Here is a 19794-nt window from a genome sequence, read left to right as displayed (position 1 = left end):
CAAACTGGGTGCTTGCGGGTCAATCGCCCGAGGGTTTGCCGCGCATTTTCTTGATATCGGAACGACCGGATTTTGCCTTGAGGCGGCGCTCGACAGATCCCTTGGTGGGTTTGGTGGCCTTGCGCACCGGCGGCGGCGGGGCGGCAGCTTCCAGGATCAGCTCCTTCAGCCGCTCGCGCGCATCTTCACGATTACGCTCCTGACTTCGAAACCGGCTAGCCTCGATCATCAGCACACCCTCTTTCGAAACACGCCGACCGCCAAGCCTGAGGGCATTGACCTTCACCCGATCCGAGAGGGACGGTGAATTGGCAATATCGAAAAACAGCTGAACCGCCGTCGAGACCTTGTTGACGTTCTGGCCGCCCGGTCCGCCGGCCAGCACGAATTGCTCCGTCAGCTCCCAGCCGGCGATGGTGATACGGTTGCTGATGTGAAGCGGGTCGCTGGCCATGATCTTTCTCCGCGCCGGTGATGCCACAGAACACAAAAAATGAAAACAGCGGACAAAATGAAAGAACCCGGCAAAAAGAAACCCGACACTGGGCCGGGTTCCCTCCTCCTCACGAATGAGACTTTATTCATTCAGCCGCGAGCAGAAGGCCCGGGGCTGCATCGCGAACCTTGCTGTCGACGTGATCTTCGAACTTGGTGAAGTTCGAAACGAACATCGACACCAGCTTCTTCGCCTGCGCGTCGTAAGCTGCGCCATCGGCCCAGGTGGAACGCGGATCAAGGATCGCACCATCGACGCCGTCGAGCGACAGCGGCACGGCGAAACCGAAATTCGCATCGGTATGGAATTGCGAGTTCTTCAGGTCGCCGGTAAGTGCGGCGGTCAGCAGCGCGCGCGTTGCCTTGATGGGCATACGCTTGCCGATGCCATAGGCGCCGCCGGTCCAGCCAGTGTTGACCAGCCAGCAATCGACGCCGTGCTTGCCGATCAGCTCACGCAGCAGGTTGCCGTATTCCGCCGGGTGGCGCGGCATGAAGGGTGCGCCGAAGCAGGTCGAGAATGTCGCTTCCGGCTCGGTCACGCCCTTTTCCGTGCCGGCAACCTTGGCGGTGTAACCGGAGAGGAAGTGGTACATGGCCTGTTCCGGCGTCAGACGCGCGATCGGCGGCAGCACGCCGAAGGCATCCGCCGTCAGCATGATAATCGTCTTCGGATGGCCGGCAATGCCCGTTTCCGATGCGTTCGGAATGAAGTGCAGCGGATAGGCGCTGCGGGTGTTTTCCGTCAGCGAATTGTCGTTGAAATCGGGAACCCGGCTTTCATCCAGCACGACGTTTTCGAGAACCGTGCCGAAACGATTGGTCGCGGCGTAGATTTCCGGCTCGGCCTCGGACGAAAGCTTGATCGCCTTGGCGTAGCAGCCGCCTTCGAAATTGAAGATGCCGTGTTCGCCCCAGCCATGTTCGTCATCGCCGATCAGCGTGCGCGCCGGGTCGGCGGAGAGCGTGGTCTTGCCGGTGCCGGAGAGGCCGAAGAACACGGCGGAATCACCCTCAGGACCGACATTGGCCGAGCAATGCATCGGCATCACGCCCTTGGCCGGCAGCAGGTAGTTCAGCACCGTGAAAACCGACTTCTTGTTTTCACCGGCATAGGACGTACCGCCGATGAGCACGAGGCCCTTGGTCAGATCGCAGGCAATGACCGTTTCCGTGCGAACGCCGTGACGGGCCGGATCAGCCTTGAAGCTTGGCAGGTTGATGATGGTGAGCTTCTGGCTGAAGCCCGAAAGCGTCTCCCGCTTCGGCCGGATCAGCAGATTGCGGATGAACAGAGAATGCCAGGCAAGCTCGGTGACGACGCGGGTCGGCAACGCATTTTCCTCATCGGCGCCGCCGATCAGGTCCTGCACGTAAAGCGTCTTGCCGGCGGCATGGGCCAGCATATCCTGACGCAGCAGCTCGAAATTTTCCGGCGACAGCGGCTTGTTGTTGTCCCACCAGATTGTGTTTTCCGTGGAAGCATCACGAACGACGAATTTGTCCTTCGGCGAGCGGCCCGTATGCTGGCCGGTGACGGCACGCAGCGCGCCGTCGATGGTCAGTTCGGCTTCGCCATTGCGGATAGCGTGTTCGTATAATTCGCTCTCATTGAGGTTATAAAAGACGCGGGAGGCCTCGCCCAGTCCGAGTTCCGCAACTCCATTGGCAGGATTATGAACCCCAAGCTCGTTCATGACGCGTTCCTTGTAAATGACGATAAGGCCGTTGAAATTTTCACGGAAAATACGTGGCAGCTTTTGGAAACGCAAGAGCCTGACTTTAAAAAACTTAGTGATTTCAATATATTAATCGATTTAAAAGATTTTATTTCTTTTTAAATCGGTTGAAGACGCATTAAAATCCAGCCGCAGCGTTTTTACGAAATCCTCTCGCCGCACCCCAGCGATTTCAGGGCGAGTTTTCCTTTGCCACAATTTGTTCCACCTTTATACTCAAGAGAGTGGCTCGCGGCGCGCAACCTGGCTGGGTGGATGTCGGGAGTTACGAGAAAATGACGATGGAGACCAACTACATGCAGACGATCGCGCTTGTCGACGACGACCGGAATATTCTCACTTCGGTATCGATCGCGCTCGAAGCCGAAGGCTACCGGGTCGAAACGTATACGGACGGCGCCTCCGCGCTTGACGGGTTGATCGCCCGTCCGCCGCAGCTCGCCATTTTCGATATTAAGATGCCCCGCATGGACGGCATGGAGCTTTTGCGACGCCTTCGCCAGAAATCGGATATTCCCGTTATCTTCCTCACCTCGAAGGATGAGGAGATCGACGAATTGTTCGGCCTGAAGATGGGTGCTGACGATTTCATCACAAAGCCGTTTTCGCAACGCCTTCTGGTGGAGCGCGTCAAGGCCATCCTGCGCCGCGCCAGCAGCCGTGAGGCGTCCGCCGCAACCGGCAGCACGCTGAAGCCGACCGCGGACCAGCAGGCGCGCACGCTGGAGCGTGGGCAGCTCGCCATGGACCAGGAACGCCACACCTGCACCTGGAAGGGCGAACCGGTCACGCTCACCGTCACCGAATTCCTTATCCTGCATTCGCTTGCACAGCGGCCGGGCGTGGTGAAAAGCCGCGACGCGCTGATGGACGCCGCCTATGACGAACAGGTCTACGTGGACGACCGCACCATCGACAGTCACATCAAGCGTCTTCGCAAGAAGTTCAAACTGGTCGATGGCGACTTCGATATGATTGAAACGCTTTATGGCGTAGGATATCGCTTCCGCGAAGCGGCTTAAAGAGGCCGACTCAAGCAGAAGGGACCGCCCGAACCGGGCGGTGAGGACTTTAATACGTGTTGAAGAAAACGCCGGAAACCGTCTCGGACAGTGACGATGCCGAAGAACGCGGCAGCGAACGCCGCCATCGTATCCATCCGCTGACGATCATCCGGCGCATTTTCGGCAATGCGGTGTTTTCCAGCCTCACGCGCCGTATCCTCTTCTTCAATGTCGCCGCGACAGTGGTTCTGGTCGGCGGCATTCTCTACCTCAACCAGTTCCGTGAAGGGCTGATCGACGCGCGCGTGGAGAGCCTGTTGACGCAGGGCGAAATCATCGCCGGCGCGGTCTCCGCTTCCGCATCGGTCGATACCAACTCGATCACCATCAATCCGGAAAAGCTGCTCGAATTGCAGGCAGGGCAGAGTATCACCCCTGCCCCCAATGATGAGGATCTGAGTTTCCCGATCAACCCGGAGCGGGTGGCGCCGGTGCTGCGGCGGCTGATTTCGCCGACACGCACCCGCGCGCGGCTGTTCGATGCCGATGCAAACCTGCTGCTCGATTCCCGCCACCTGTATTCGCGCGGACAGGTTCTGCGCTTCGATCTGCCGCCGGTGACGCCGGAAACCCAGACCTGGGGTGACTGGTTTACCAGCATGTTCAACCGCATGTTGCAGCCGAGCAGCCTTCCGCAATACAAGGAAGCGCCGGGTGGCGACGGCTCGATCTATCCGGAAGTGATGAATGCGCTGACGGGGGTTCGCGGCGCGGTCGTGCGCGTGACCGAAAAGGGTGAGCTGATCGTTTCGGTCGCCGTTCCGGTTCAGCGCTTCCGGGCCGTGCTAGGCGTACTGCTTTTGTCCACCCAGGCGGGTGATATCGACAAGATCGTGCATGCGGAGCGCCTTGCCATCATGCGCGTCTTTGGCATCGCCACGCTGGTCAATATCGTACTGTCGCTGCTTTTATCCTCCACCATCGCCACGCCGCTGAGACGCCTTTCGGCGGCCGCGATCCGCGTGCGCCGCGGGGCGAGAACGCGTGAGGAAATACCGGATTTCTCGGCGCGCCAGGATGAGATCGGTAACCTCTCCATAGCGTTGCGAGAAATGACGACGGCGCTCTACGACCGTATCGACGCCATCGAAAGTTTCGCCGCCGATGTCAGCCATGAACTCAAGAACCCGCTGACCTCGCTGCGCAGCGCCGTGGAAACCCTGCCACGCGCCAAGACCGAAGAGTCCAAACAGCGGCTGACCGAAATCATCTTCCATGACGTTCGGCGCCTCGACCGCCTGATCAGCGATATTTCGGACGCGTCGCGGCTCGATGCCGAACTGGCGCGCGCCGATGCTTCGCCACTCGACCTCGATGTGCTGATGAAGGGTCTGGTGGACATATCCCGCCAGATCAGCACCAAGAAAAAGAGCGTGGCGATCGATTATGTCGCCGACCGGAAGGCCGGAGCCAAAACCTCTTTCGTGGTCAACGGCCACGATCTTCGTATCGGGCAGATCGTCACCAACCTTATCGAGAATGCACGTTCTTTCGTTTCGGAGGAAAGCGGCCGCATCACCGTGCGCCTTTCCCGCCACAAGGACCGTTGCATCGTGCAGGTGGAAGACAACGGCCCCGGCATTCAGGCGGAAGATATCGACCGGATTTTCGAGCGATTTTACACCGACCGACCGGCCAGCGAAGGTTTCGGCCAGAATTCCGGCCTTGGCCTTTCCATCAGCCGCCAGATCGCGGAAGCCCATGGCGGCAGCCTCCGGGCGGAAAACGTGGTCGACAAATACGGCGTGATATCAGGCGCGCGCTTCACCCTGTCGCTACCGGCGGCCGAAACCCATGAACGCTGAACGCTTCAACCTGCATGCGACCGCCATCGTCGTCGACGGCACCGGCATCCTCTTCACGGGTCCGTCGGGGAGCGGCAAGAGCGAGCTCGCCTTTAGCTTCCTGACAGAGGCGGAACGGTGCGGATTGCCGGCGGCGCTGATCGCGGACGATCAGATTTTCGTGTATCGCGACGGCGAAACCATCATCGCCGAGCGGCCGGAAGCAATTGCGGGACTACTGGAATTGCGCGGCAGCGGCATTGTTTCCGTCAAAAGCGTCCCGAGTGGTGTACTACATTTCGCCGTCACGACAGTTCTTTCACCGGAAAATCCAAGACTTCCCGAAGATGACGAAGCGTTGTTAATGCCCTGCGGTGGGCATCTTCGGCTTCTGCGTATTCCCCTCTCCAGTCTTGTGCCCTATGGAAAGTTTGCTGCACTTGCTCAGAATCTTTTTAAAACGAATGTGAAGTGACCGTGATTCAGGCGATTTTAGGCTTGCGATTCGCATTTTCCTCATCAAGATGAAATCCCACCGATGGACAGGATTGCCGCGTTGCGATAGTCGGCAATGAGAGTGCGTGTGCAAGGGAGCATTTCATGATCGGACTAGTGCTTGTCACCCATGGCAAGCTGGCTGAGGAGTTTCGCCATGCGTTGGAGCATGTCGTCGGTCCCCAGAAATTGATCGAGACGGTCTGTATCGGTCCCGAAGACGACATGGATCAGCGCCGACAGGATATCATCGACGCCGTCGCGCGCGCCAATGATGGCAACGGCGTCATCATTCTGACTGACATGTTCGGTGGCACGCCGTCCAATCTCGCGATCTCCGTCATGAACAACGGCAATGTCGAAGTCATCGCCGGCGTCAATCTTCCCATGCTGATCAAGCTTGCCGGCGTTCGCAGCGAAGATAACATGGACAAGGCCCTTCAGGATGCGTCCGATGCCGGTCGCAAATATATCAACGTCGCCAGCCGCGTTTTGAGCGGCAAATAAGAAGTCAGCCATGTCGCCTCTCTCCCGGGAATTGCCGATCATCAACAAGCGCGGTCTCCACGCCCGGGCATCCGCGAAGTTCGTTCAGATGGTCGAGGGTTTCGACGCGACGATCACGGTTTCCAAGGACGGCATGACCGTTGGCGGCACATCCATCATGGGCCTGATGATGCTGGCGGCAAGCCCCGGATGCAGCGTCTATGTCGAGGCGAGCGGCAATCAGGCGGCAGAGGCGCTGGCCGCACTCGAAGCGCTGGTCGCCAACCGCTTCGGCGAAGAAGCCTGAGACCGCCCCATATAAAGACATAAAGACTTCTTTATATCATTATTGCCAGATCGGTCGTGGCCTGCTAAACCGCTGCTACGTTTAAGAGCCGGGCCGTCAGGCGCGGCGTTTCTGATCTGGAGAACCTTATGAGCCTTGAGAAGGACTACATCGTCGCCGACATCAACCTTGCCGCATTCGGCCGCAAGGAGCTGGACATCGCCGAAACCGAAATGCCGGGCCTGATGTCCTGCCGCGCGGAGTTCGGCGAAAGCAAGCCGCTGAAAGGCGCACGCATCACCGGTTCTCTTCACATGACGATCCAGACCGGCGTTCTCATCGAAACGCTGAAGGAACTGGGCGCGGAAATCCGCTGGGCCTCCTGCAACATCTTTTCGACCCAGGACCATGCGGCAGCGGCCATTGCAGCAGCCGGCATTCCGGTCTTCGCCGTCAAGGGTGAAAGCCTGACGGAATATTGGGAATATACCGACAAGATCTTCCAGTGGACCGATGGCGGTCTCTCCAACATGATCCTAGATGATGGCGGCGATGCCACCATGTACATCCTGCTTGGCGCACGCGCCGAAGCCGGCGAGGATGTGCTTTCCAACCCGGGTTCGGAAGAAGAGGAAATCCTCTTCGCGCAGATCAACAAGCGCCTCAAGGCTTCGCCCGGCTGGTTCACCAAGCAGCGTGATGCGCTGAAGGGCGTGACGGAAGAAACGACGACCGGCGTTCATCGTTTGTACGATCTCGCCAAGAAGGGCCTCCTGCCCTTCCCGGCCATCAACGTCAACGACAGCGTTACCAAGTCGAAGTTCGACAACAAATACGGCTGCAAGGAATCGCTCGTCGACGGCATTCGTCGTGCAACCGACGTGATGATGGCCGGCAAGGTTGCCGTGGTCTGCGGTTACGGCGATGTGGGCAAGGGGTCCGCGGCCTCTCTGCAGGGCGCCGGCGCCCGCGTGAAGGTTACTGAAATCGACCCGATCTGCGCGCTTCAGGCTGCCATGGACGGTTTTGAGGTGGTTCGCCTGGAGGACGTGGTTTCCTCCGCCGATATCTTCATCACCACGACAGGCAACAAGGACGTAATCCGCATCGAGCATATGCGCGAGATGAAGGACATGGCCATCGTCGGTAACATCGGCCACTTCGACAATGAAATTCAGGTCGCTTCGCTGCGTAACCTGAAGTGGACGAACATCAAGCCGCAGGTCGACATGATCGAGTTCCCGAAGGGCAACCGCATCATCCTGCTGTCCGAAGGCCGCCTGCTGAACCTTGGCAACGCCACCGGTCACCCGTCCTTCGTCATGTCGGCATCCTTCACCAACCAGGTGCTTGGCCAGATCGAGCTCTTCACCAAGCCGGGTGAATATAAGAACGAAGTTTACGTGCTGCCGAAGCACCTCGATGAGAAGGTCGCGCGCCTCCACCTCGAGAAGCTCGGTGTGCGGCTAACCGAACTTTCCGACCTTCAGGCAGATTATATCGGCATCTCCAAGCAGGGTCCGTTCAAGGCTGAACACTACAGATATTAATATCATAGTTAATATCCACTGAAATTACACAATATCTAGATGCCGTGCGCTTGACAAAGCGCGCGGCATCTTTTTTGCGCGCTCCCTTCCCGCAGATTTATGAAGACGGTATTGTCATCGGACTTGATTCGGACACGCCAAAGGGCGGCGCGGACGAAATGGGATGTCTTGTCGAAGATGCGGCACATAGGACGGAGACAGACCGGGGATGACGGTTCACAATTCGGATCTGCGCGAGCAGACAGTTCAACGCGTTGAAAACACGCACGCAAGCGTGGCATCGAGCGCGCAGGCGTTGGAGCGTTTCTGCGTCTTTCCAGATGGAAAACCGGCGCCCACCTTTTCTGGAAATGCTCTGGCACGTTGCCGCCTGGCAATCCGCGCAATCCGGACCGGCTTTTCGCGGGCGCACATCCTGCTTTCGGGCACGGTTCTCACCGGCTCGACTACCGTTGCGATGGCCCAGGACGGCCTTGTGGCAAAGACCAGCGCACGGCTGTTCTCGTCTGGAGAAACCATCACCTATTCGCTTTTCGTCGGCATGCTTTCGGCAACGCTGTTTTCCGTCGTCTGGCTGGTGCGCCAGCGCGGGAATATCGAGGCGGAAAGCAGCGAATACCGTCAGGCACTCGCGCAATCCCACCACAAGATCGCGAAATACGAGGCGCTGATTTCCGACAAGAGCCGCCGCATCGTCATCTGGGATGGCGTGGATAAACGCCCGGAATTTCTGGGACAGCTGCCGGCCGAGACCGGTGTGCCGCAGGCGGACCAGGATTTTCTGGCATTCGGCCGCTGGCTGAAACCGGCATCCGCGGGCCAGCTTGAAAAATCCATCGAAAAACTGCGCAGCCACGCCCAGAGCTTCGATCTGACCATCGAGACGCAGCGCGGCGAAGTGATTGAAGTTCAGGGACGTGTTTCCGGCGGCAATGCCTTTGCGCGCTTCATCGCGCTCAACAATCTGCGCGCCGAGCTGGCCGAATTGCAGGTCGAGCGTGAGCGTCTGCTTGCCTCCGTATCGACATTTCAGGAACTTCTCGATTCCATCGAACAGCCCGTCTGGCGGCGTAATGGCGAGGGTGAACTCACCTGGGTCAACCACGCTTATGCCCATGCGGTGGATGCGCGAAATGCCGAGCAGGCCGTTCAGGAAAAGCGCGAACTTCTGAACACGGTTACCCGGCAGAAGATACGTGCGGCCGCGACACCGGAATCGCCCTATCACGACCGCATTTCGACAGTCGTTTCCGGTAACCGCAGCTTCTTCGACGTTGTCGACATCAAGACGGCGGGCGGATCAGCTGGTATCGCAATCGATGCCACCGAAGCGGAAACCATCCGCGAAGAACTCAAGCGGGTTCTGAAAAGCCATGCCGAAACGCTCGATCATCTGGCGACGCCCGTTGCCATTTTTGACGGCCGGCAGCGGCTGCAATTCTACAATCAGGCTTTTGCCAGCCTGTGGGGCTTCGATCTGGTTCTCCTCGAATCCGGCCCTGACAATTCCGAGCTTCTGGACAGGTTGCGCAGCGCCGGCAAATTGCCCGAGCAGCTGAACTGGAAGAACTGGAAGGAAACGGCGCTTTCCGTCTACCGGTCGCTCGATACCAAGACGGATCTCTGGCACCTGCCCAACGGCCAGACCCTACGGGTGATCGCCACGGCCCATCCGCAAGGTGGCGCGACCTGGGTTTTCGAGAACCTGACCGAGCAGGTCGACCTGCAGATGCGCTATAACACCTTGGTGAAGGTGCAGGGCGAAACCATCGACCATCTGGCCGAAGGTGTCGCCGTGTTCGGCGCAGACGGGCGCATTCGCCTGTCCAACCCGGCATTCCGCGCGCTCTGGGGCGTGACGGCCGATGAGGCGGAAACAGGCACACATATTCGCGCCATCGAAACCGCCTGTGCTCAATCCTATGATGGGCCGGATGGCTGGCGCGCCTTCAGCCAGTTCATCACCAGCTTCGATGACGAACGTCCTTCCCGGCAGGGCACGCTCGAACTGCTTTCCGGTCTCGTGCTCGATTATGCGATCATTCCGCTGCCAGACGCGCAGACCATGCTGACCTTCGTCAACATGACGGACAGCGTGCGCGCCGAGCGGGCGCTCAAGGAAAAGAACGACGCGCTTCTGAAGGCCGATGAACTGAAGAACGATTTCGTGCAGCATGTTTCCTACGAGCTGCGCTCGCCGCTGACCAATATCATCGGCTTCACCGATCTCCTGAAGACGCCCGGCATCGGCCAGTTGACGGAACGGCAGGCGGAATATCTCGACCATATTTCCACGTCGTCTTCGGTTCTTCTGACCATCGTCAACGATATTCTCGATCTCGCGACCGTGGATGCCGGCATCATGCAGCTCAATTATTCGGATCATGATCTGAACGAGCTGCTCGACGATGTTTCGGTTCAGATCGCCGATCGGCTGCAGGAAAGCGGTATTTCGCTCGAGATCGTCGCGCCTGCCCATCTCGGCAGTCTGGTGGCGGATCACCAGCGGCTGAAGCAGATTCTCATCAAGCTCCTGACCAACGCGATCAACTTCGCACCCGAAGGTTCCTCCGTGCAGCTCTCCTGCCAGCGCAGCGAAGGCGACTTCGTATTCTCCGTTGCGGATAAGGGTCCGGGCATTCCCGAAGACATGCTGAAGAGCGTGTTCGACCGCTTTGCGACGCGTGGCAATGGCGGACGGCGGACCGGTGCAGGGCTTGGCCTTTCCATCGTGGAAAGCTTCGTCAGCCTGCATCATGGCACCGTCAGCATCGACAGCCGGCCCGGCAACGGCACCATCGTCACCTGCCGCATTCCCTCCGCCACACTGCCGCAGTCCATCGCCGCAGAATGAGCGAAGACATCTTGCCGATCACCATTTCGCTCTCGGGAGAAAAGGACACCATAAGGCTCGGTGAAGACCTTGCCTTGGCCCTGAAACCCGGCGATTGCCTGGCGCTGATCGGCGATCTCGGCGCCGGCAAATCAACGCTCGCCCGCGCCTTCATCCGGGCGATGGCGGATGAGCCCAATCTTGAGGTTCCAAGCCCCACCTTCACCATCATCCAGACCTATGCCACGCGCATCCCCGTCGCCCATCTCGATCTCTACCGGCTTTCGGATGTTTCGGAGCTGGACGAACTCGGCATTGACGAGATGCTGGAGGACGGCATCTGCCTGATCGAATGGCCCGACATCGCCGCTGAGGTTCTGCCGCCGGAACAGACGATTACCCTGCGGCTGACGCATTCGGGTGAAGGTCGCGTGGCCGTGATAGAGGCGCCGGCGCAACAGAAAGCACGGCTCGACCGTGTTTTCGCCATTCGTGAATTCCTGGAAAAAAATGGCAGAGGCGATGCGACCCGCCGTTTCCTGAGCGGCGATGCCTCCACACGTGCCTATGAAACGATCTCCACCGATGGCCCCGACCTCATTCTGATGGACTGGCGCCGGCCTCTGCGAGGGGCGATTATTGCGGACGGCAAGACCTACGCGGAAATCGTCCATCTTGCCCAGGATGCGCGCTCCTTCGTGGCGATCGGCGATTATCTGCGAAACAGCGGTTTCTGCGCGCCGGAGATTCTGGCCGCGGATATCGATCAGGGCATTCTCCTTCTGGAGGACCTCGGACGGGAGGGTGTACTTGCTGCCGACGGCACACCGATAGAAGAACGTTACGTGCAGAGCGTGGCCTGTCTCGCCGCCCTTCACCAGACGCCACGCCCGGCATTGCTGCCGATGCGCGATGGCAGCACCTACGACATTCCTCCCTTCGACCGGCAGGCGATGAAGATCGAAGTCTCGCTGCTGGTGGAATGGTATCTGCCCCATAAACGCGGCGGTGCGCTTACCGATAGCGAGAAACGGGACTATTACGCCATTTGGGACGGCCTGATCGATGCGCTGGCCGGCTGCGAGACGGGGCTTCTGCTACGCGACTTCCATTCGCCGAACATTCTCTGGCAGGCGCAGAACAGCGGCATCCGTCAGGTCGGCCTGATCGATTTTCAGGATGCGATGATTGGCCCCACCTCTTATGATCTCGCTTCCATCGTACAGGATGCGCGGGTTACCATCTCTCCCGAATTGCAGACACGCCTGCTTTCGCATTATCTCGACAGCAGAAAAGCGACGCCCGCTTTCGATGAGACCACATTCCTCAAGGCTTTCGCCATCATGTCGGCGCAGCGCAACTGCAAGCTTGCTGGTATCTGGGTGAGGCTGTTGGAACGGGACAAGAAACCCGGTTATATGAAACATATGCCGCGGACGTTCCGTTATCTCGCTGACGCGCTTTCGCATCCCGAACTCGCGCCACTCCGGGAATGGTGTGTCCGTATGGGCATGGAATTTAACGACTAACACGGTTGACCACGATGACGATCAAAAACGCGATGGTGCTGGCCGCCGGGCTTGGCACGCGCATGCGCCCAATCACGGATACGATCCCGAAGCCGCTTGTGAAGATCGCCGGCAAGCCGATGATCGATTACGCGCTCGACGCCCTTGTCGAAGCCGGGGCTGAAACCATCGTCGTCAATGTGCATCACCATGCCGAACAGATGATCTCCCACCTTGGACATCGCACCGATGCGGAAATTCTGATCTCGGATGAACGCACGCAGCTGATGAATTCCGGCGGTGGGCTCGCAAAAGGCCTGAAGCTTCTGAAACCCGGCCCGGTCTTCGTCATGAACGCGGATCTTTTCTGGATTGGTGAGCAGCTGAACGCCGTCAGCAACCTGCGCAAGCTAGCTCAATTCCTTGACCCGGCGCGTATGGACATGGCGCTGCTTTGCGTCGACATGGATCGCACCACCGGCCACAACGGCAAGAGGGATTTCAACCTTGCCGGCGAGGGAAAGCTGACGCGCTATCGCGACGGTGACGCTAACCCGGTGGTTTATGCCGGCGCCATCGTCATGGATTCGCGGCTGCTTGACGATGCGCCGGCGGACGCTTTCAACCTTAATATCTATTTCGACCGCGCCATTGAAAAAGACCGGCTTTTCGGCCTGTCGCTGGATGGCCACTGGATCACCGTGGGAACGCCTGACGCGATTGACGATGCGGAAAGCATCATCCGGCAATTCAGAGAAAAACGTTTCGCATGACGCTCACCCACCACGCAAAGCGCGTCCTGACGATCGCTGCGGGAACACCGTTTCTCAAAACGCTCGCGGAAACGCTGTGTGACGGGCGGCTGACAGCCGGCTATAGATATGATCCGACCGATCCTCTTTCGCTTGCGAGCGTGACGATCTATGTGCCGACGCGGCGCTCTGCGCGCGTGCTGCGCTCCGAATTCGTCGATCTTCTGGGCGGCCGATCCGCCATTCTGCCGCTGATCCGGCCTCTGGGTGAAACGGATGACGATAGCGGTTTCTTCGATATCGAAAATCCCGAGATCATGGATCTGGCGCCTCCGATTTCCGGCACCGGTCGGCAGATCGAACTGGCGCGCCTCATTCTCGCCTGGCGCAACAGCCTGCCCGACGCCATCCGGGCGATCCATTCGGATTCACCGCTCGTCGCTCCCGCCAGCCCCGCGGATGCCATCTGGCTGGCGCGTGCGCTAGGCGAGGTGATCGATGCGATGGATACCGAAGAAAAGGACTGGGAAGCGCTGCAGCATCTCGATACCGGCGAACATGCGCAATGGTGGCAGCTGACGGCGGATTTCCTGAAGATCGCCAGCGTCTTCTGGCCAGCGCGGCTTGCAGAACTCAACCTTTCCTCCGCGGGCCGGCATCGCAACGCCATCCTGCGGGCAGAGGCGGACCGGCTTGCCAACCTGCCGGATACGGGGCCGATCATCGTGGCTGGCTCCACGGGCTCCATTCCGGCCGCCGCCGATCTCATCGCCGCCGTCGCCGCTCTGCCGCAGGGAACCGTTGTGCTTCCGGGGCTCGATCTTGCGATGCCCGAAGAACAGTGGCAGGCGATTGCCGAGGACCCCACCGATCCTTCGAGCCGCACCCATCCGCAATATGGGCTTTATATGCTGCTGCAGAAGCTCGGCATGTCCCGCGACGAGGTGGTTCAGATCGGCGCCCTCGACCGTGATCTCGAAAAGCGCGCGGCCGTATTTTCGGCAGCACTCGCACCCGCCAAGTCCACAAGCGACTGGAACGGCTGGCGCGAAGGCCGGGATCCCGGATTTTTCCATGAAGCCTTCGCAGCGGCCACATTGATCGAGGCCGCCAATCAGCGTGAAGAGGCGACCGCCATCGCGGTGGCGCTCCGGCTGGCGCTGGAGGCCCCGGGTCCTGGGCGGCCGTCTCAGGCGGCACTGATAACGCCCGACCGCGGACTGGCGCGGCGGGTCGCGACGGAGTTGCAACGTTTTGGCGTCGAGGCAGACGATTCGGCCGGGACGCCGCTTTCCGCCACGCCGCAGGCAGGGCTGACACAACTGGCGCTGGAAGCCATTCTCAGGCCCGGAGACCCGGTGCCAATCATTTCGCTCCTGAAGCATCCCCTCGCCCGCTTCGGGCTTTCCGGCGAGGCTTTTACCAAGGCCTCAAAAGCGCTGGAACTGATCGCTCTGCGCGGTGGCCGCGTCGAAACCGAAATAGGCAATCTCGAAGTGGTTCTGGACGCGCAGCTTCTGGCCCAGCGTGATAACAGGCACCCGCCCGCCTGGCGGGTGGCGCTGCCGGAGGGAAGCGTTGATGCGGCCCGCGATCTGGCCCGGCGGATCGCCATTGCCACGGAGCCACTCGGCTCCGCCTTCATCCGTCGTGACCGCTCCGGGCGCGCCTTCACCGATAAATTGCCGCTTTCCGATTGGGCTGGGCGGACAGGCCGAGTGATCGAGGCCATCTGTGCCGACGACAGCAATGATCTCGCCGCATTGTGGTCCGGGGAGGCGGGAGACAAACTCTCAAGCCTCTTTGCGGAACTGATGGAGAGCGGCGACATCCTCGACGCGGACGGACCGCAATGGATCGATATTTTTGCAGCGCTAGTGGCAGGCGAATCGATCAAGCCGCGATCCATGCGCCATCCACGCATTTTCATCTTCGGCGCGCTGGAGGCACGGCTGCAAAGCGTCGACACCGTTGTCATCGGCGGTCTCAATGAAGGGCTCTGGCCGGGCCAGACGGCGAACAATCCGTTCCTGTCGCGCAGCATGAAGACCGCCATCGGGCTGGAGCCGCCGGAACGGCGCATCGGCCAGCTCGCGCATGACTTCGAGATGGCGAACGGCACCCGGCATATCTTTTACACCCGGGCGCTGAGGCAGGGCTCTACCCCCGCCGTCGCCTCCCGCTGGCTGCAAAGGCTCCTGGCTCTGGGTGGCGAGAATTTCGCCGAACAACTGAGGAAGCGCGGCGAGACCTATCGCCATTGGGCAGGTCTGATGGATGAGAGCATCGATCAGGAGACGGCAAAGCGCCCTGCCCCCAAACCGCCCGCTGATCTGCAGCCGAAGAGCTACTCCTTCAGCGAAGTAGGGCGGCTGCGGCGTGATCCCTATTCGATCTATGCGCGGCGCATCCTGAAGCTCGATCCGCTCGACCCGTTCAACCGCGACCCGAACGCTGCCGATCGCGGCACGCTTTATCACGGGATTATCGAGCGCTATTCCCGTGAGGGGCATATTCCCGGCACACCGGCCTCGCTTGAGGCGATGCAACGCATTCTCGACGACTGTTTCGACGCGGAAAACCTGCCTGTGCATGTGGATGTCATCTGGCGTCCGCGTTTTGCGGCGGTGGCCCGCGCCTTCATCGACTGGGAGAAGGAACGACACCCCTCTCTCCGCCGCAGCTTCTTCGAAGCACGGGCGGGCCAAGAAATCGCCGAGGCGGGCATCCGGCTGACCGGCGTCGCCGACCGTATCGACATCAAGCCCAGCGGCCAGGCGGATATTATCGACTACAAGACCGGTCTTGCGCCTTCCGTCAATCAGGCGCGGGCGCTGCTCGACCCGCAGCTGGCGCTGGAAGCGGCGGCACTGATGCGCGGTGCCTTCCGCGAAACAGGTTCGCCCACGCCCGAAAACCTCATCTATGTACGCCTGCGGCCGGGAGACCGATTTTTTGCCGATCAGGTGAATAACGAACATTCCAACCGAAGCGGCAAGAGACCGCCGAAATCCGCTATCGAACTGGCAACGGAATCGATCGACCAGCTTGCCAAATTCGTGCGCTCGCTGCGCGACGGTGAAAACGGTTTCGCCTCCCGGCTGGTGCCGGAAGAGCAGCAATCCTATGGCGGGGAATATGACCACCTCGCCCGCGTTTCAGAATGGTCGACGGCGGAACCGGGAGACGGCGATGACGATTGATCCCTTCGACGCTGGACCTGCCGCCGATACACCTGAAAGCTGGATTGACTGGACCAGTGCCCGGCAGCGGCTTGCCTCCGATCCCGCAAGCTCGGCCTGGGTGTCGGCCAACGCCGGCTCCGGCAAGACCCATGTTTTGACCCAGCGCGTCATCCGCCTGCTTTTGGCCGGATGCCGCCCCTCGGCGATCCTCTGCCTCACCTATACCAAGGCCGCAGCATCTGAAATGTCGAGCCGCGTGTTCGACAGGCTGGCGGAATGGGCAACGTTGCCGGATTCCGATCTCAAGGACCGCATCACCACGATAGAAGGCAAGGTGCCCGATCGTATCAAGCTCGCCGAAGCGCGGCGGCTGTTCGCCAAGGCGCTGGAAACACCGGGCGGGCTGAAAATCCAGACCATCCACGCTTTTTGCGAAGCCCTGCTGCACCAGTTCCCGCTGGAGGCCAATGTCGCCGGTCATTTCTCGGTTCTCGATGATCGCGCCGCCACCACGCTTCTGGCCGAGGCGCGCCGTTCGCTTCTGACGGCGGTTTCGACTGAGGACGACGCGGAATTGGTGCAGGCGCTCGCCTATGTGCTCGATCTTGCCGATGAAAGCGGCCTGGAAGCACTGCTTTCCGCCATCATCGCCAATCGCAGCGCGCTTCGCTCGTTCCTGCACGAGGCAAAACAGTCGGGCGGCCTCGATGTCCGTTTGCGGCAGGAGATGCAAATTGCTGCCGGGGAGACCGAGGAAACGGCGGCTGAAGCCTTCTGGCCCCTGCCCGGTCTTTCCGGCCTTGTGCTCGACACCTACCTTACGCTTGCCGATGAGGTGGGCGGATCACGTGTCATCGAGGTCGCTTATGCGCTCCGGGAAGCAAAACGGCAGATGGACCCGTTGCGGCGGATGGAATTCATCGAAGCCGCGCTGCTGACGGCCAAGGGCGAGAAAAAATCGGACGCCTATGTCATCAACAAGGGCATGCAGAAATCCGCACCTGATCTCGTTGATGCGCTGACGCTGGCCCGCGACCATGTCGTGGCCTGCCGCAATCGCTATCGTCTGGTGCGCATGCTGGTGGCAACTAAAAGTGCCCTTGTGCTGGCCGAACGGTTGATCGGCGATTTCGAAGACCTGAAAAAGCAGCGAAGCCAGCTCGATTTTGAAGATCTGATCGAGCGTGCCGCCAATCTGCTCAATCGCGATACGGCAGGTGCATGGGTGCATTACAAGCTGGATCAGGGCATCGACCATATTCTGGTCGACGAGGCGCAGGATACCAGCCCGGTGCAATGGTCAATCATCCAGTCGCTGGCGGCGGATTTTTTCAACGGTGAAAGCGCCCGCATGGGGCGGCGCACACTCTTTGCCGTGGGTGACGAAAAACAGTCGATCTATTCCTTTCAGGGTGCGCGGCCGGAACGGTTCTCGCAGGAGCGCGATGAGACCAAAAGGCGTGTCTATCAGGTGGAGCAGGCCTTCCACCGCATCCGCCTGCCGCTCTCCTTCCGCTCCACCGAAGATGTGCTGGCTGCCGTCGATCAGGTCTTTTCAGACCCGAAAAATGCGAGCGGCCTCAGCGCCGACAATGAGCCCGTCGAACACCGTTCCAACCGCGCCGGCCATCCCGGCACCGTGGAAGTGTGGGATATGGTGGCACCGGAAACCACCGAAGATGAAGAGGACTGGACCGCCCCCTTCGACGCGCTGCGGGAAAGCGCGCCGGCCACCATCGTCGCCCGGCGTATCGCCGCGCGCATTGCCGATATGATCGGAAACGAAACCATCATCGAAAAGGGCGTGGAGCGCGCCGTCGAACCCGGCGATATTCTCGTGCTTGTCAGAAAACGCGCTGCCTTCGTAAACGCGCTGACCCGCGAGTTGAAGCGGCGCAAGAACATTCCCGTTGCCGGTGCCGACCGCCTCCGCCTGACCGATCACATCGCCGTGCAGGATCTGCTGGCGCTCGGCCGGTTCGTGGTGCTACCGGAGGATGATCTTTCGCTGGCGGCCCTGCTGAAGAGCCCGCTTTTCAACCTGACGGAAGACGATGTCTTCGAGATCGCCGCGACGCGATCCGAGACGGAGAGCGTGTGGCAGAGGCTGCAAGTCCTTTCGGGCGAAGAAACCAGCCGTCTATCCATCGTCACCGACAAGCTTCGGCATTTCATTTCACTGTCGAAAACCGCCACGGTGCATGATTTTTTCGCGGCGGTTCTGACCCTGCATGACGGCCGCAAAAAATTTCTTGGCCGTCTTGGCAACGAGGCGAGCGACGTTCTCGACGAGTTCCTCTCCTTCGCGCTGGATCACGAAAGAACCGGCCTGCCCGGTCTTCAGGCTTTTCTCTCGGTTCTGGAGACCGATTCACCTGAAGTGAAGCGCGAGCAGGACAAGGATCGCGGCGAAGTGCGCATCATGACCGTGCATGCGTCCAAGGGGCTTGAAGCACCGGTGGTCTTTGTCGTGGATGGCGGCTCGAAGGCCTTCAACCACAGCCATGTGCCGAAACTGCGCTTCGTGGAGGGGGATGGCGATGCCTTTCCGGTCTGGCTGCCCGGCAGCGGTTTTTCCAATCATCTCATTCGCTCGGATGAGGAACGCCTGAAAACGGCCGCGGAAGATGAATATCGTCGGCTGCTTTATGTGGCGATGACCCGCGCCGCCGATCATCTTGTCGTCTGCGGTTATCGCGGCCAGAAGGAAAATCCCGAATGCTGGCACGCTATCGTCAAGGCGGCGCTTGCGGAAAATCAGGATCATTGCCAGCCGCAGGCGTTCAGCGCCGATGGCGAGGAATGGCAGGGGCTTGTCTGGCGTAAGTCCGAAGCACGCCCGGCACTTGCACCGCACAAGCCCGCAGAACCCCAGCAGGAAGAAGACCACACGCTTCCGCCCGGCCTTCTTGCCCCCCTGCCCGCCCTGCCCTCCCTGCCAAGGCCGCTCAGCCCATCGGGCGCGGGAACCATCATTGATGACGGTGCGGACGATCTGGCCGTGCGTTCACCGCTGTTCGGAGAAAAAACCGAGGCCTCCAGCCTTGCCCTGCAAAGGGGCAAGCTGGTGCATCGAATGCTGCAGGCCCTGCCGGATTTTGCGGAAAGCGAGCGGGAAGAGGCAGCCCGGCGTTATGCCGAGCGCGCAGCGCGTTTCTGGCCCGCCACTGAGCGGGAACATTTGATCCAGGCGGTTTTGCGGGTCCTCTCCGAACCAGCGGTTCAGCCCGCCTTTTCCGCCAACAGCCGTGCGGAAGTGTCGATTATGGGCACGATGACCCTCGGCCGGCAGCACTATGCCGTCTCCGGCCGCATCGACCGGCTGGCGGTGGAGGGTGATCGGGTCATTCTGGTCGATTACAAGACAAACCGCGTGCCGCCGCGCGAAGCACGCGAGCTTCCCTTCTCGCACGTCGCGCAGCTTGCCATTTATCGCGAAATTCTGGCGCCGCTTTACCCCGGCAAGGAATTTGTCTGTGCGCTGATTTATACGGAAAGTGCCGCTTTTGTGCGGGTTGACGACGATGCCATGGCAGAGGCCCTTGCCGCAATAAAGACAAAGTGAGATACCGGGGCATTGAAATTTCGACGCGCCCGCATCACATCGATAGCGGAAA

Annotated in this window: 13 protein-coding genes; 11 read left to right on the top strand and 2 right to left on the bottom strand. The window is 60.1% G+C overall.

Going from position 1 to position 19794, the window contains the following annotated elements:
* Positions 1 to 19: 19 nt before the first annotated feature.
* Both arfB and NYR50_RS12885 read right to left on the bottom strand, forming a co-directional pair.
* Complete coding sequence (arfB, locus tag NYR50_RS12890; protein ID WP_418136202.1) at positions 20 to 454, bottom strand: alternative ribosome rescue aminoacyl-tRNA hydrolase ArfB; 435 nt, start codon at positions 452 to 454, stop codon at positions 20 to 22.
* 127 nt (positions 455 to 581) lie between these two features.
* Positions 582 to 2192 (bottom strand): phosphoenolpyruvate carboxykinase, encoded by a 1611-nt coding sequence (locus NYR50_RS12885; RefSeq protein WP_418136201.1) that lies wholly within the window; start codon positions 2190 to 2192, stop codon positions 582 to 584.
* A 338-nt stretch (positions 2193 to 2530) separates the two neighbouring features.
* Between NYR50_RS12885 and chvI the strand changes: the two genes are divergently transcribed.
* The 11 genes from chvI (at position 2531) to addA (ending at position 19742) form a co-directional block, all read left to right on the top strand.
* Positions 2531 to 3256, top strand: coding sequence for a two-component system response regulator ChvI (chvI, locus tag NYR50_RS12880; RefSeq protein ID WP_111808000.1), 726 nt, complete (start codon positions 2531 to 2533; stop codon positions 3254 to 3256).
* Between the two features lie 56 nt (positions 3257 to 3312).
* Complete coding sequence (gene chvG / locus NYR50_RS12875; protein ID WP_006311105.1) at positions 3313 to 5103, top strand: two-component system sensor histidine kinase ChvG; 1791 nt, start codon at positions 3313 to 3315, stop codon at positions 5101 to 5103.
* On the top strand, positions 5093 to 5557 hold the full coding sequence (locus NYR50_RS12870) for an HPr kinase/phosphorylase (protein ID WP_010970614.1): 465 nt from the start codon (positions 5093 to 5095) through the stop codon (positions 5555 to 5557). The genes chvG and NYR50_RS12870 overlap by 11 nt, the downstream gene beginning before the upstream one ends.
* A gap of 125 nt (positions 5558 to 5682) precedes the next feature.
* Positions 5683 to 6084, top strand: a complete 402-nt coding sequence (locus tag NYR50_RS12865; RefSeq protein WP_003505374.1) for a PTS sugar transporter subunit IIA — start codon at positions 5683 to 5685, stop codon at positions 6082 to 6084.
* A gap of 10 nt (positions 6085 to 6094) precedes the next feature.
* The gene (locus NYR50_RS12860; RefSeq protein ID WP_174009555.1) at positions 6095 to 6370 is read left to right on the top strand and encodes an HPr family phosphocarrier protein; all 276 of its coding nucleotides are present in this window, start codon (positions 6095 to 6097) and stop codon (positions 6368 to 6370) included.
* Positions 6371 to 6498: 128 nt separating this feature from the next.
* Positions 6499 to 7899, top strand: a complete 1401-nt coding sequence (gene ahcY / locus NYR50_RS12855) for an adenosylhomocysteinase (protein WP_080811358.1) — start codon at positions 6499 to 6501, stop codon at positions 7897 to 7899.
* A gap of 208 nt (positions 7900 to 8107) precedes the next feature.
* Positions 8108 to 10753 (top strand): ATP-binding protein, encoded by a 2646-nt coding sequence (locus NYR50_RS12850; protein ID WP_418136200.1) that lies wholly within the window; start codon positions 8108 to 8110, stop codon positions 10751 to 10753.
* Positions 10750 to 12261: a tRNA (adenosine(37)-N6)-threonylcarbamoyltransferase complex ATPase subunit type 1 TsaE gene (tsaE, locus tag NYR50_RS12845; RefSeq protein ID WP_418136199.1), complete on the top strand. Its 1512-nt coding sequence runs from the start codon at positions 10750 to 10752 to the stop codon at positions 12259 to 12261. The genes NYR50_RS12850 and tsaE overlap by 4 nt, the downstream gene beginning before the upstream one ends.
* Before the next feature lie 14 nt (positions 12262 to 12275).
* The gene (locus NYR50_RS12840; RefSeq protein ID WP_418136198.1) at positions 12276 to 13013 is read left to right on the top strand and encodes a nucleotidyltransferase family protein; all 738 of its coding nucleotides are present in this window, start codon (positions 12276 to 12278) and stop codon (positions 13011 to 13013) included.
* On the top strand, positions 13010 to 16195 hold the full coding sequence (addB, locus tag NYR50_RS12835; RefSeq protein WP_418136197.1) for a double-strand break repair protein AddB: 3186 nt from the start codon (positions 13010 to 13012) through the stop codon (positions 16193 to 16195). The genes NYR50_RS12840 and addB overlap by 4 nt, the downstream gene beginning before the upstream one ends.
* Positions 16185 to 19742, top strand: coding sequence for a double-strand break repair helicase AddA (gene addA / locus NYR50_RS12830; RefSeq protein ID WP_418136196.1), 3558 nt, complete (start codon positions 16185 to 16187; stop codon positions 19740 to 19742). The genes addB and addA overlap by 11 nt, the downstream gene beginning before the upstream one ends.
* Positions 19743 to 19794 lie beyond the last annotated feature (52 nt).

Origin of the sequence: Agrobacterium sp. El2ro-1b (assembly GCF_048298475.1) — a bacterium.
Taxonomy (GTDB): domain Bacteria; phylum Pseudomonadota; class Alphaproteobacteria; order Rhizobiales; family Rhizobiaceae; genus Agrobacterium; species Agrobacterium fabrum.
Note: the sequence above shows the minus strand (reverse complement) of the source record. Positions and strands in the feature narration are given on the sequence as shown.

Coding starts and splice junctions, on each gene's coding strand:
- arfB (WP_418136202.1), bottom strand. CDS start 454: ATGGCCAGCGACCCGCTTCACATCAGCAACCGTATCACCATCGCCGGC.
- NYR50_RS12885 (WP_418136201.1), bottom strand. CDS start 2,192: ATGAACGAGCTTGGGGTTCATAATCCTGCCAATGGAGTTGCGGAACTC.
- chvI (WP_111808000.1), top strand. CDS start 2,531: ATGCAGACGATCGCGCTTGTCGACGACGACCGGAATATTCTCACTTCG.
- NYR50_RS12870 (WP_010970614.1), top strand. CDS start 5,093: ATGAACGCTGAACGCTTCAACCTGCATGCGACCGCCATCGTCGTCGAC.
- NYR50_RS12865 (WP_003505374.1), top strand. CDS start 5,683: ATGATCGGACTAGTGCTTGTCACCCATGGCAAGCTGGCTGAGGAGTTT.
- NYR50_RS12860 (WP_174009555.1), top strand. CDS start 6,095: ATGTCGCCTCTCTCCCGGGAATTGCCGATCATCAACAAGCGCGGTCTC.
- ahcY (WP_080811358.1), top strand. CDS start 6,499: ATGAGCCTTGAGAAGGACTACATCGTCGCCGACATCAACCTTGCCGCA.
- NYR50_RS12850 (WP_418136200.1), top strand. CDS start 8,108: ATGACGGTTCACAATTCGGATCTGCGCGAGCAGACAGTTCAACGCGTT.
- tsaE (WP_418136199.1), top strand. CDS start 10,750: ATGAGCGAAGACATCTTGCCGATCACCATTTCGCTCTCGGGAGAAAAG.
- NYR50_RS12840 (WP_418136198.1), top strand. CDS start 12,276: ATGACGATCAAAAACGCGATGGTGCTGGCCGCCGGGCTTGGCACGCGC.
- addB (WP_418136197.1), top strand. CDS start 13,010: ATGACGCTCACCCACCACGCAAAGCGCGTCCTGACGATCGCTGCGGGA.
- addA (WP_418136196.1), top strand. CDS start 16,185: ATGACGATTGATCCCTTCGACGCTGGACCTGCCGCCGATACACCTGAA.